11 protein-coding genes are annotated in these 14,266 nt (G+C 31.2%); 6 read left to right on the top strand and 5 right to left on the bottom strand.

Annotated elements, in window-relative coordinates:
* Nucleotides 1-541: 541 nt before the first annotated feature.
* Complete coding sequence (locus AAGD20_RS04735; protein WP_341748651.1) at nt 542-1,897, top strand: hypothetical protein; 1,356 nt, start codon at nt 542-544, stop codon at nt 1,895-1,897.
* Nucleotides 1,898-1,924: 27 nt separating this feature from the next.
* Nucleotides 1,925-4,195 carry a tetratricopeptide repeat protein gene (locus AAGD20_RS04730; protein WP_341748650.1) on the top strand — a complete coding sequence of 757 codons (2,271 nt, stop codon included), beginning with the start codon at nt 1,925-1,927 and terminating at the stop codon, nt 4,193-4,195.
* Here the strand turns inward: AAGD20_RS04730 and AAGD20_RS04725 are convergent.
* Nucleotides 4,186-4,614, bottom strand: coding sequence for a helix-turn-helix domain-containing protein (locus AAGD20_RS04725; RefSeq protein ID WP_094649625.1), 429 nt, complete (start codon nt 4,612-4,614; stop codon nt 4,186-4,188). The genes AAGD20_RS04730 and AAGD20_RS04725 overlap by 10 nt on opposite strands.
* A 313-nt stretch (nt 4,615-4,927) precedes the next feature.
* Between AAGD20_RS04725 and AAGD20_RS04720 the strand changes: the two genes are divergently transcribed.
* On the top strand, nt 4,928-5,170 hold the full coding sequence (locus AAGD20_RS04720) for a hypothetical protein (RefSeq protein WP_094649624.1): 243 nt from the start codon (nt 4,928-4,930) through the stop codon (nt 5,168-5,170).
* A 246-nt stretch (nt 5,171-5,416) separates the two neighbouring features.
* Here AAGD20_RS04720 and iscX read toward each other — a convergent pair whose 3' ends face one another.
* The gene (gene iscX / locus AAGD20_RS04715) at nt 5,417-5,626 is read right to left on the bottom strand and encodes a Fe-S cluster assembly protein IscX (RefSeq protein WP_094649784.1); all 210 of its coding nucleotides are present in this window, start codon (nt 5,624-5,626) and stop codon (nt 5,417-5,419) included.
* A gap of 216 nt (nt 5,627-5,842) precedes the next feature.
* On the opposite strand from iscX, the gene AAGD20_RS04710 reads away from it, so the two are divergent.
* Nucleotides 5,843-7,675, top strand: coding sequence for a Ulp1 family isopeptidase (locus AAGD20_RS04710; protein WP_094649783.1), 1,833 nt, complete (start codon nt 5,843-5,845; stop codon nt 7,673-7,675).
* 301 nt (nt 7,676-7,976) lie between these two features.
* On the opposite strand, the gene parC is transcribed toward AAGD20_RS04710, so the two are convergent.
* Nucleotides 7,977-10,190: a DNA topoisomerase IV subunit A gene (parC, locus tag AAGD20_RS04705; protein WP_341748649.1), complete on the bottom strand. Its 2,214-nt coding sequence runs from the start codon at nt 10,188-10,190 to the stop codon at nt 7,977-7,979.
* An 825-nt stretch (nt 10,191-11,015) separates the two neighbouring features.
* Nucleotides 11,016-12,263: an MFS transporter gene (locus tag AAGD20_RS04700; RefSeq protein ID WP_341748648.1), complete on the bottom strand. Its 1,248-nt coding sequence runs from the start codon at nt 12,261-12,263 to the stop codon at nt 11,016-11,018.
* 88 nt (nt 12,264-12,351) lie between these two features.
* Between AAGD20_RS04700 and miaA the strand changes: the two genes are divergently transcribed.
* Nucleotides 12,352-13,320: a tRNA (adenosine(37)-N6)-dimethylallyltransferase MiaA gene (gene miaA, locus AAGD20_RS04695; RefSeq protein ID WP_341748647.1), complete on the top strand. Its 969-nt coding sequence runs from the start codon at nt 12,352-12,354 to the stop codon at nt 13,318-13,320.
* A 101-nt stretch (nt 13,321-13,421) separates the two neighbouring features.
* Entirely contained in the window at nt 13,422-14,048 is a 627-nt protein-coding gene (locus AAGD20_RS04690) for a superoxide dismutase (protein WP_341748646.1), read from the top strand.
* A 17-nt stretch (nt 14,049-14,065) separates the two neighbouring features.
* Here AAGD20_RS04690 and AAGD20_RS04685 read toward each other — a convergent pair whose 3' ends face one another.
* The gene (locus AAGD20_RS04685; RefSeq protein WP_239832603.1) at nt 14,066-14,260 is read right to left on the bottom strand and encodes a hypothetical protein; all 195 of its coding nucleotides are present in this window, start codon (nt 14,258-14,260) and stop codon (nt 14,066-14,068) included.
* Between the last annotated feature and the right edge of the window lie 6 nt (nt 14,261-14,266).

Below are 14,266 nucleotides of genomic sequence, written 5' to 3'. Positions count from 1 at the left end.
ACCTGATCACCAAGCGTCATTGCGAGGAGACCGTAAGGTCAACGAAGCAATCCATTTCTAATCACTTTCCTGGATTGCTTCGTCGGTCTGGCAACCTCCTCGCAATGACATCTTATACTTTAACCTTTTTTCCGTGAACACTCACATTCAATCTACAACTGTAGTACTAGTATTAATCGATTTATCCTTCAAATCCTTAACTATAGGTGACGTCGTCGCTCAATGCTCGCTTATTATTTACAGGCATCGCTCCTAGCCCCAAATTCTCCTGAATTGACTATATATTATCTGGTATATTGCTATTAAAAAAACCAGTCTATAATATATATTTGGTATTATATCTTAAATTATCTAAATTTTTGTCTAGACAAAGAGAGCAACCTTAGATAATCTTAACATATGGTTAAGTATAGTCAATTGATGAGAAGTTGAGGACGTTGTCACTCATCGCTCGTCTATTACTTATAGGCGTAGCTTCATCGCTCCTGCTACCCAATTCCCCTGAATTGACTATAATTATAAGTATATATTACAAAATTAGATGCAACGTTTACTTGGTAAAAAATTAACTCCACATATTATCGCTATCGTTATATTTATGGTTTATAATATTAGTATATATCAATGTCTGCAATATAGCCAAAAAGAACAAGATAAGTTGGCTTTGGAAATGGTTCAACATAATATAATCACTTTATTAGCAACAGATATAGAAACAGCTTTAAATTCAAACGTATTTGATAAAACTTTTTTCATTCTTAAGAAATTTACTAGCCAAGATAGTAATCAAATACTAAACCAAAGTGGATTAGTTAATTTTATTGGTTCTAATAATTCTTTTCTTTATGTTAATAATTTCCAAGATATGTTAGTCTTTGATTTGCAAAATTTAAAAGAAACAATTATCAAAATACTACCAATTTACCTTATTTATCAGATTGAAATTAATGCTAATGATATAGCAACAAATAATATTGATAACAATGATTATTTAACGAAAAGACACTGTAAAATTAATAATATAAATCTTTTGATTAAATTAGGTATTAGACCTAATTCTGATTATTATTTAAATAATGTTAGCAAGCTATACAAATGTTTATATCTAAATATAGCAATTTCTTTTGTTATCTGCTCGATAATTCTTTACATATATCTGCAAAGAAAACAACGTTTTACTTACAATATAGAACAATTAGAAGATAATTTATTTGCAGCAAATAAATTGAATAATGCCTTAATTTTACATAAAAAATCCAGTAGAAACTTAAATGCTTTTTTTATCAAAAAAGCCACTGAGAAATATATAAGGCAACAATTAGAATTGGATTCTAACCAAAGAATTAAAATGGATAGAGTAGCTCCCAGTAACTATTTATTTCCTATATGTTTCACTAATCATACTCAAGCAGAGATTAACATAAAAGAGTTAATTAATTATTTGGAAAACTATTTTGCTGAACATTTTTTAGATATAGCAATAAAATATGAATATAAGACTGATAAATTGATAGTGGATTGTGGTCAACATGTCTTGTATCAAATAATTTTTAGCTTAATGTATAATTTAATCCATTTTATGGAAGACCAAAGTAGTTTACCTAAAACTTTGATAGTCACGTTTAATGTAAACAATATCATTATTTCTTATGATAGTTTTTTACTTACTGAACAAATGATGATAAATTTATCAAACAGTATGCTTTTAGAAATTATAGATCCATTTTTACTAAGTTGTAATAAAATATTTCAATCTTTAAGAGAACATGGGTTGAACTATAAAATATTCAGTAAAAATAAAATAAATATAATAACAATTACATTACGTAGAACTGTAATTATCAATAAAGAGAAAGGCAAAGTAATAAGTTTTGCCAAATATACACCAAATAAATAAAGAGTTACTTAAATTGAGGTAAAAAAGATGAAAAGATACTTATTAATAATAATGTTGCTAGCTATGCCTTATAATTCATTTGCTCAAATACAAGTATCTAATCTTGTTATACCAGTCAACTATTTTGTTAATCACATTAAGCAATTAACTTTTGTAAAGAGTAATTTAGTTAAATATAGACAAGCAAGCCTTGTTGGTATTAGTGGTATGGGCAAAACTCAGCTTGCTAGAATGTATGCTTATGAGAATAAAAATAATTATAATGTGATTTGGTTTATTGATTGCAATTTAGACATCAATGAAGAATTTTTAAAATTGGCAAAATCAATTAATGCAGTTAGTAAATCTAACCTAATATCAGAAGATGTATTATCCGCAAAGAAAGAGGTGATGTCTTATTTATCCAGTAAAGATAAATGGTTGTTAGTGTTTGATAATTTAAAGATCAAAGAAAATGAAAAAGTACAAGAATTTGTTAACTGGGAACATAATGGTCATATTCTCTTTGGCTCGCAGGATAGTGAATTATTACCTAATATAGTCAAAATGACTGCCTTTGAAAAAAGTGATGCGATAACTCTTGCTAATAATATTTTAGAAAAAGAGAATAATGATGTTAAACTATCAGAGTTCTTAGCCCAAGAATTTGCCGGTTATCCTATATTGATAGTACAAGGGGCTCAATTGTTAAAACAAATACCGGGTTTAGATAAAAAGGAATATAAGAAAGGGCTAGGAAAGTCTACTGATAAAATTAAGTTAAACATTACCTTAGCTATCAAAGAATTAAAACCAAATGCTAGAGAGCTATTAAATAAGATAGCTTTAATTAATAACCAGGCTTTTTCTAAAGATTTACTACGAATTATCACTAATGATAAGAACAGCCTTGATGATGATATTTATCAATTATCTAAATTTGCCTTGATATCTAATATTGATACCAATGAAACTAATTCTATCTTTGAAATGCATGACGTGATTGCTCAGAAAATCGCAGAGATTAATGGGGACAAGAACAATAAGGCTTATTTAGAGGATATTGTTATTAAATTAGTACACTCTATACCACAGGAGCTAGTCAACTCTTACATGTTATTCAGTAAAAAAACTGTCAGAGATAACTTAGAAATAATTACTGAAAATGCACAAAAATACAATATAAATACATACAAACTTTTGGATTTGAATTTACAGCTATTAATGCAATATGTTAATCACTTAGATTTCTATAATGCTAAAAAATTGGTCAATTGGTTCAATAGAAATGATCCAGAAAAAAAATTTACATCATGGATAATAAATAATAATGAAAAATATTTATATGCAGCTTATTTACAAGTAATAGGGTGGTATTATGGAAACCTAACACAGTATAATACAGCTCTTAACTACTACAGAAGAGCTGAAAAGATATTATTTAGTCTTGATGGTTATAATGATTTTAAGTTTAATCTTATATCTCATATAGCAGAATCAGAAGCTTATTTAGGGAATACGAAGGGTGCAGAAGAAAGTCTCAAAAGAATAGAAGATTTGCTTCAAGCAATTAATGAACCTGATTTAAATAAAAGGCATTACATTTATGCTATAACATACTACGCTGAATCGATATTATTATTGACACAGGGTAAGTATGATAAAGCACTGAAAGTCATTAATAAATCTTTAGAGTCATTTATTAAGGGTGGATTAAATCAAAATGATTTTGCTCTTGTAGGTCATTATATGATAAAAGTTAGTATATTTAATACTTTAGGTAAGTATCAAAAAGCATATAGCCAAATCCAAAAATTATATGATATATCGGGACATTTAAAAAAAGAAGAGCATGTAGTTTTTGGCAAGATATTTACTCAAATATCCATATTAGAACTAGGTTTAGGCAATGCTAATAAAGCCTTAGAATATGCAAAAAAAGCAAAAATGATCTTTATTAACGATCCAACCAGACTTAATAATAGTAAAGAAATTGTCCTATCACCGGATATATATTTAGCCAAAGCCTTTGTTGCTGAAGCAAATGCTTTAGCATCTCTTGGACAAAATGAGCAAGCAGTTAAATCTTATGCTGATGCAGAAAGCTTATATTGGAATAACTACCAAGAGAATATGGGGAATGTTGATGAAATAAGTATTATGTATTTAAATGCAGCAAAAGCTAGTTGTCATTTAACAGAAAAAGCCTGGTATATTAAGTTTCATGATCAACATGTGAAAAAATTTGGTTCAACTCATCCTAGAAGTATTGAAATATTAAAGATGGATTCCATATGCTATCCTGCATCTCAACGTTGATTGTATTTGTGTTTCAGTACCCATTTAATGAATTTCTCATCAGGGAGAGTTAATTTAGATTCAGAAGAATAATTAAACACTTCGTTAATTATTAAGGTCGCATCATTACAAGAAACGCTTAGTTGCTGAGCTTTAATTTCAATTATTACTTGTTCTGCGACTTTAATAAGTAAGTCTAGGTCTTCAGATGTTAGAAATGGATAACTTTCCGTTGGCATAGTAAAAAGGTCTTTTACTGTTAAGCCAAATACATCAGCTACAGCTTGTAACAATTCTGCAGAAGGTTTTCTTGATATTCCCTTAATAATATTATAAACATTATTTTTTCTAAGCCCCGCCTTTCTTTCTAAATCGGCTATTTGATAATTATGATCTTTAATTAATTTCTCAAGATTTTTTTGTAATGCATTATAAGACATGTAATTACAACTAATTTAGTTTATAAATATAACTTATTATATGCAATATTTTAATTTTTTCAGTAAAAATATATTGATATTAATTGCTTGCTATAATATAGTTACATATATATAGCGTAATAACTGTAATTATTTATAGTAAAGATCGAATAATTAGTTATATATAAATACTAAAATTAAATAAGTGTAAATTCAGTTTTGGGTTTTCACAAATATAGTCAATTCTCCTGAATTGACTATATTCAGCAGAATTATCAACAAATAATCAGACGATGTTGGGCTTGAACAAATTATCAATTAGCAGGTATATCATATGAGTAATAATAATCATGAGCAATGTGCAGCAGAACTCAAAGAGATCAAGAGCAAACTTTTTGCATTATCGGGTATGGTGCAATCTTTGCTATGGACAGTTGGTAACAGTGATTTTAAGCAAGAAAGTTATATGAAGATGCTAATTAAACAACAATCTGATTTGCAACAAAAGATCGATTATATCTGTTGCTATATTGAAGTTAAAAAACAATGGGATGAAGAAGACTATCCTCAAAATTAGCTAAGAATCAATCATAAATTGTTATTCCCGCCCACTATTGTCATTCCCATTTTGGTACGGAATCTAGACCCCACACCAAAGCATAAGCATCAGTTTAAGAAAACAATAATTGAAAAACCGTCGTTGCGAGCCACCATAGGTGGTGTGGCAATCCATTTCTAATCACTTTTCTGGATTGCTTCGTCGACCTTACGACCTTCTCGCAATGACGGTTTTTCAATTTAGGAAGAATTGGGAAATTTGCTATTAATTCTCAAAATGACCATCTTTCATTTCTCTCCAAGCTTCAAGAATCTCTTTTAACACCTCTTTATTTGGTTCAATTTCATGATCGTCAAAATCACTTAATGATTTTATTAAGTCTTCAAGGTCTTTTAGTGTTAATTCAGATATATCTTCATCCGGATAATTTTCTTCTAAACTCATAGCAATTTCGTCAACATCATTCCAATGCATTATTTTCCCCTATATTATTTTTATAGCCAATTACTATTACCATTTAATCAACTCTACCAATAAATAATATATTAGTGCATGTTTATAATAGTATATTATTAAAGGGGGTGAGATTATTATACAACTAATATACTGTTTTGCTTTGAAGAATTGACCTTGCTTATTTTTTAGTTTAAACTGACAGCCATTGGATATTATAGTTAATTAGAGGTACATATGTCATTAGCAAAGGAAGGAGAAAATAATGTAGTGTTATTTAATATTGGCGGTAGCCATGAAAGCCAAGAAACTCAGCATAATACCAATATGTCTAAAATTAGCTCAGCAATATCAACTATTGAGCTTAAACCCTACATGCAAGATGGTAAACTAGATAAGAATCATATAGTAAATGAAATATTGGATAAATCTGAGGATTTAGAAAAAACACCCATACTTAATATACAATTTAATTCAAATATGGAAAAACCATTATTTGATGAAAATGATTTAACGAATTTAAAAAACTTAGGGGTTAAGGTTTGTTTGACCTTTAGTAATTATAATGCACAAGATCAAAATTTTCCAACTAGTTGGAAACCTCTTCTTTCTAATGTTGATCATGTGTTTTTTGCCAATGCTAATGACCAAGTTAGGGCTGTAGATAGAAAACATATAGCTAAAGAAAAAACTTCGCACATCCAATCTATGCCAGTTAGCAATTTAATAGAGTCAGAGATTCTAAACAGACCTCCTAATATATTATTGTCAGGGGGATTACCTAATAAAGAGAGATTAACTGAGGTAGTAAAAGCAGCAAAAGACTTAGGTAATACTAGGGTAATTGTAGCCAGCAATCCTTCATCTATTGATGATGTAGCTAATATTATTGCAAACAAATTTGATATCATTAACCAAGATCAACAATTAGGTATTAAGTTAGAAGTTGAAGAAATTTTAAAAGATAAAGTTGGTGGTGCTAGAAAACTAGAGAATTATATATCGCAATTATCTCAACAATTCCAAAAAGATATTGGTAGAACAGAAATAAATCCTATTGATATATATTTTGACCTATCTGAGCCACAAAAACTTCAGAATCTTGCCAAGCAAGCTAAATATACTGTACCGCTTCAACAGGGATACACCATTGAAAATTTTACTAATGGTTGCATCCCATTAGGTCAAGGTCAGGGAAGAAGTTCTGATATTACTGCTGAAGTTAAACAAAGGGAAGATGTTCCTGGCATTAACAGCTTAACTGTTCATGATATGCAAGAGAATCTAAATGAATATAAACCAGAGAATGTCCTTAAGAGAGTTATCAATGCTTTTAAACAAATGGCAAATGAAGGGAGAAAAGCAATACCGATACCAACAAAACAAAACAAGGTAGAATACTCTCAGGAAAATAATCTAACAAAAGAGAATTATTGGTATAATGATTTGGATATATCCAATTTACTAAAAGCCTCATTAAACGAAAATGTTTCTATCCAACCAGCTGTATCACTAGCTTCTGAGCAGTATAACAATGAAATGTTACGACATGTTATGCTTGAAGCTATCGTATCGGTAAATAGTGGAAAAGACTATGCTGTTATGCCAATTAATACGGGACATGAACACTGGGTTAGTTTAGCAATCACTAAGGATAGGGATAATAAGATAGTATTTACCTATAATGATCCTATGGGAACGCCTATAGATCAACGACAGGAGTTACTAGATATGATTAAAGAAGTTTGTCCTGATAATGCTGAAATCGTTGATTTAAAGACTAAACAACAACAAAACGATAAAGATTGTGGACCTTTCATTGTAGATAATTTAATTAAAATGGCAAAAGGCAAGAAGATTCTTACTACTGAACAATCTCAAGATATGGGAGCAAAATTACGTGAGGGGCAAGCAGAAACAATGAACATCGAAAAAATCAAGAAAAAAGCTCGTAGTATGAGAGAAATAATTGGTAGCACATCTACAACTCTTTCCACTACATCTTGCCGTCCTTCTACATCTCTTGCTATTAAAAGCAATAGCCGCCCTAGAGGGAATAGTATTGCTTAGGGAATTAGATAACTATAGTCAACTGATGAGAAGTTGGTGACGTTGTCGCTCAATGCTCGCCTATTACTTATAGGCGTTGCTCCATCGCATAGGCGTCAGTTTAAGAAAACAATAATTGAGAAACCGTCATTGCGAGCCACCGTGGGTGGCGTGGCAATCCATTTTTAATCACTTTTTTGGATTGCTTCGTTGACCTTACGGTTTCCTCGCAATGACGGTTTCTCAATTATTGTTTTCTTAAACTGACGTTTATGTACTCCATCGCTCCTGCTAGCCAATTCTCCTTAATTGACTATAACTCCTAAGAAAATTTATTGTTTTTAGGGAATCCACTAGGAGGGATTTTGCCAACAGAGCCTCGTCGTCCACGAAATGGTAAAAGATCTTTCTCTACCCTAGTCTTTTCTCCTATTTTCCAGCTTAATCCTAAACTACTATCGAATATCTTAACATCCATCAGTTTGGCATCTTTAAATTTTTGTAGAGTTACGCCTTGTCCTCGTTTCATTATTGGTACTTCATTGAGATTAAATATTAATAATTTCCGGTTTTCACCTATACAAGCAAGACAATCGCCATCTACTGGTAAGCAAGTAATACAATAATGATTTTCAGGAACTTGCATAATTTGCTTGCCTAGTTTAGTTTGTGCTACTACTTCATCTGAATCAATAATAAATCCTTTGCCAATACTACTGGCTAGTAAAAGTTTTTGAGTGGGTTGATAAACAAACATACTCACTATTTCTTCATTACCAATATCTATAATCAGCTTTATCGATTCTCCATTGCCTTTCCCTCTAAATATATTATCACCTAGAATAGTGAAAAAACGCCCTGATGCACTAAATATAAGGATTTTGTCAGTAGTATAAGCCTCAAGAATAAAATTTTCTGCATCACCTTCTTTGTATTTTACAGTTGATAAATCATTATTATGACCTTTCAAAGAACGAATCCATCCCATTTTGGAACATATTATGGTGATAGGTTCTTTGGTTATGAAAGCTGAAATATCAACAATCTGAGCGACAATATTAGCCTCTTCAAAACTAGTTCGACGCATGCCTAATTTAGTAGTAAAACCAAACTTTGTTTGCACCATTTTTACTTCTTTCTTAACTATTTTCTTTAACTCATTCGGATCTTGTAAAATTTTCTGCAGATTTGCATGTTCTTTTTCTAGCGAAGTATGTTCGTTAATAATTTCTTGTTCTTCCAGTTTTCTTAAAGACCTCAACCTTGTATTGAGAATTGCTTCAACTTGCAGATCAGTTAAACTAAATTTAGCGATCATTATTTGTTTAGGCTCATCTTCTTCACGAATAATTTTGATTATTTCATCCAAATTTAGGTAAGCTATTCTTAAACCTTTAAGAATTTCCAATCTATGTTCAATTTTGCTAATAAGAAATTTGGATCTACGAGTAATAATATTTTGTCGGTGTAATAAAAATTCCTGCAATATTTCCAGTATATTAGCTACTTTAGGAATATTATTTGAACCTATAACATTCATATTAAGCTGGATTCTATTTTCTAGAACAGTTAATTTAAATAATGACTCCATAATTACATTAGGGTCACAATTACGATCTCTAGGTTCAATAATTAACCTTATATCTTCTGTCGATTCGTCCCTGATATTACCGATCAAAGGAATTTTTTTGTCTTTTAACAAGCCAGCTACTTGTTCGATAAGTTTAGATTTTTGTACTTGATAAGGTATTTCAGTAATTACTATCTGATATAAACCATAACTTAAATCCTCTTTGACCCATCTTGCCCTTACTCTAAAACTACCACGTCCTATACTATAGGCTTGATGGATTGAATCAATTCTATCCACAATTATGCCACCTGTTGGAAAGTCAGGACCTTTGACAAATTGCAAAATATCGTTGACCTTTGATTCAGGATGGTCAATTAAATATATTAGCGCATCACATAATTCATGTAAATTATGTGGGGGGATACTGGTTGCCATGCCAACTGCTATACCTTCTGAGCCATTAGCCAATAAATTAGGAAACATAGCAGGCATAATCACTGGTTCAGTATCTGAATCATCATAGGTAGCACGAAAATCAACAGTATCTTGATCTATATCTGACATTAATAAAGTACAGATTTCTGTCATTCTTGATTCCGTATAACGCATAGCTGCTGCATTATCGCCATCAATAGAACCAAAATTTCCCTGCCCATCAATTAATGGATATCTGAGAGAAAAACTTTGGGCAAGACGTACCAATGTATCATAGACTGCACCATCACCATGTGGATGATATTTACCGATTACATCACCGACAACTCTTGCACATTTCTTATAGCCTGAGGCTGGTTCTAACCTTAATTGCAGCATAGCATATAATAATCTACGATGGACTGGTTTTAACCCATCACGAACGTCAGGCAAGGATCTTGACATAATTGTTGATAGAGCATAAGAGAGATAACGCTCTGATAATGCATTACCAAAATCTATATGTTCTATTTTAGCATCATTGGTCATAAAAAACTTTTTCTTATATTTATTTCCGATAGTATAATACCCTAAATATATACTCACACTAATACAAAAATAGTATTAAATAGTAAAAATTACACTTTTTATTTTAATGGTTCTATTGTTACTCCCCGTTTCGGTGGAGCCTCCATAACTGCTGGAGTTAAAAAGAGATCTAAATTACAACTAAGGGTAATTACCATACAAATCCGTTATTGCGAGGAGGTTGCCAGACCGACGAAGCAATCCATAGGTTGTCATTCCTACATACTATTGTCATTCCCGCGTAGGCGGGAATCTAAGACCCCGCACCGAAGCCGGGGTAACAGCTGCCCTTGTGTCATCCTAAGCAGGGATAACAAACATTATCATAATCAATACTAATCTAGTACTACAGTTGTAGTTTAGATGTGAGCATTCACGATTTTTTTGTGATGAATAAAAAAACCTGATCACCAAACGTCATTGCGAGGAGACCGTAAGGTCAACGAAGCAATCCATTTCTAATCACTTTCCTGGATTGCTTCGTCGGTCTGGCAACCACAACTGTTGAAAGTTAGAAGAGGAAGCGGTTTTAGACCGGATAGTTTAAAAGTCGTATGTGGTCAACGTCATTGCGAGAAAGACCTTAGGTCGACGAAGCAATCCATAAAAGTAACCAAAGATGGATTGCCACGACCACTACGTGGTCTCGCAATGACAGAAAACCTATCTAAAACCCGCTTTACCTTCTAACTTTCAACAGTTGTGGTCTGGCAACCTCCTCGCAATGACATCTTATACTTTAACCTTTTTTCCGTGAACACTCACATTCAATCTACAACTGTAGTACTAGTTAGTTACAACTCTTGCACTATACAGATAAATTACTGTACTGAGCAATATTAGTAATAATAACATAAAAAATCCTAGCACTAAGTATATTGAATTAAAATATTGCCATAATAACATACAAAAAAATGGCGTTGTCGATGAAAGTATCATTCCACCAAGTGAATGAGATAGGCTACACATTCTAGCCCTAATATTAGTTACAAACATAGATTGGACAATAATTTGTAATGGCACTACGTAAAATGGAGCAAGTCCGATAAGTATTACCGGAAAGTAAATTATCGAGATTTTTATATATAATAGCAATTGGACAATAATTATAACTAGCAAACTTAATGATAATGAGATAATAATTTGTTTTTTGGGATAAAACCTATCGGCTAAAAAACCAGACAATACTGACATAATGGCATAAATGCTTATTAAAACTATATTGATAATTTGAGATTGACTGCTACTCATCACCAATACACTTTTTACGGCAAAGACTCCCCAAAAATAAATGAGAAAATGGTAAATTCCCCCTATACAACCACTGATTAATATTGCTAAAATAAATTTGCTAGGCAAATTTTTGATAATCTTTGCCAAATAAAAAAAGTTATAATCAGCAGATTTGTGATCTTTTCTAGATTTTAAAAATTCTTTGCTTTCATGAAAATAATGCCTCAAGAATATAATAATTAAGCCAAAAATTCCACCAATAATAAAATTCGCTCGCCATAAATAAGCAATTGACTCAAACTCTGTAGAAAAATGGTAAATTGTTGCCGCAAGCAATGCTCCAACCTGACTACAAAATGATACAATACCACTAGCACAATTTTTACTTGCCTTACCCACTTTTTCTACAACATAAATTTTTATTGCATCACTTTCTCCTGCTAAACTCATTAAAAATGTCATACGACAAAATATTAAAATTATTGTCGCTACTATACCAATTTTATCAAAATTAGGAGTTAACCCTATAAGAATTGTCGAGATAGTGGCTAAAAATACCGAAATTCTCACTGAGACAACTCTACCATATTTATCACTAATAAAACCAAAAATGATAGAACCAATGGGACGAGCTATTACAGCTATACTAAATATAGCAAAAAATAATAATATTTGTTGATCATTTGATCCTAATGGTAAAAAGTTTTTGGATAAAATAGTTGCTGATAGTCCAAAAAGAGCATAGTCATAATAACGAACAGTTGTTGTAAAAAAAGCAATTAGGAACGCCGGTCTTGTCATACATCTAGACCTATTATTTTTTTCATGGTATAATTTTTTTATCTTATTTGTGCATTGTTGATTTTTTATTGTTGAGTATATACATTTAATGCAAAAAAAGAAAATGTTAGTTATATGCGGACCTACTGCTAGTGGTAAGTCTTATTTGGCACATTATTTAGCCAAAATATATGATGGCGAGATAGTTAACAGCGACTCTATGCAGATATATAAGCATATCCCTATTATTACTGCTTCACCATCACCAATATACCGAGACGAGATACCCTATCATCTTTATAACTTTTTATCTGTAGATCAAGAATTTTCAGTAATACAATATGTAAATCATGCTCTTGAGAAAATTACAGACATCCGTAATAGAGGTAAGCTACCAATAATTGTTGGTGGTACGGGGTTATATATTAATTCACTGCTTTTTGGTTATAATGAAATACCGACAATATCTCCAGAGATTAGGCAATATGTTAGAGAGTTGCACTCTAAGATTGGCTCATGTCAATTCTTTAATCAACTAAAAGAGCTTGATGTATTGGCTAGCCAGAAATTAAATAAGCATGATAGTCAGAGGGTTATAAGAGCCTATGAAGTATTTATGCAAACCAAGCAATCTATATTTACTTTCCAAGCTACACAGAATATACCCATTCTTCCAGAATTTGACTTTAAAGTAATTTTTCTACATCCGGAGCGGGAATTTCTTTATCAAACATGTAATACTAGGTTAGAAAAAATATTTAATGAAGGAGCAATTGAAGAAATAGCTCTAATTAAAGAAAACTTTCCCGATATAATATCTTCTGCAATAAAAACCATTGGTCTGCGAGAAATATTATCTTATCTAAATAATGAAATTACTTTACAAACTGCCTTAAATCTAGCACAAATTAAAACCAGGCAATATGCAAAAAGACAAATTACCTGGTTTAAAAACCAAATAAAAGACAAGATTACTCTAGAATATTCCAATAATCAACAATTTGAAGAGTTATTAATAGACTTACCTAAATCTATTGATTTGAAAAAAAATTTTAATTTTTTTAAATCTATCTCTTAGTGCTGGAAAATTTTGTGCTATACTAAAAATTATAAAGAACATTAATTTTAAAACAGGCTATATTGAAAATATAAGCTTTTTATGCTAAATATGAGGAAATTATGATATATTGCAACCAATCTAACCAAAAATCCTATCCTTTTGTTTTGCCGGAATTGCCTTATGGTAAAGGGGACTTCGTGCCACATTTTTCCCCTGAAACGTTTGATTACCATCATGGGAAACACCACCAAGCATATGTAACTAACTTGAATAATTTGTTGCAAAATAATCAGGAATTACAAAAGAAGAGTTTGGAGGAGTTAATAATTTACGCAAGTACCAAACCAGATGAAGCCGCCATATTTAATAATGCTGCACAAATATGGAACCATAGTTTCTTTTGGCATTCTATTAAGCCTTCAGGCGGTGGAAAACCTACTGGTATGATGTTAGAGCAGATAAATAAAGATTTTGGTAGTTATGAGAATTTTGCTACTGAATTTAAACAAGCGGCAATAAGTCAATTTGCTAGTGGTTGGGCATGGTTAGTCTCTAATAATGGTAAATTACAGATAGTAAAGACTAGTAATGCTGAAACGCCTATTACTAAGTCTATGAAACCGTTGCTTAACTGTGATGTTTGGGAACATGCCTACTATATAGATTATCGCAACAAACGTCCAGACTATGTTTCAGTTTATATAGAGCATATGATTAATTGGCAATTTGCTGCCAGTAATATTTGAAATTACCAAATATAGAATTACTTATTATTGCAATCTTCTAAATAACTATCTACGGCTTCATGAAAAGCTTTTACCAGAGATTTGGCTTCGAAAGCCTCATAATTTACTAAATCTCTTATAAATTCTATTTTCCCAAAAAAAAGCTCTTCTTGTGAATCAAAATGAACTGATCCATAATAATTTTTGTAACAAATCAAATCAATTTTTGTCATATCAGC

The organism is Candidatus Tisiphia endosymbiont of Sialis lutaria, from assembly GCF_964026535.1.
GTDB lineage: Bacteria > Pseudomonadota > Alphaproteobacteria > Rickettsiales > Rickettsiaceae > Tisiphia.
The sequence above is the reverse complement of the archived record's forward strand: the minus strand, read 5'-3'. Positions and strand labels throughout refer to the sequence as shown.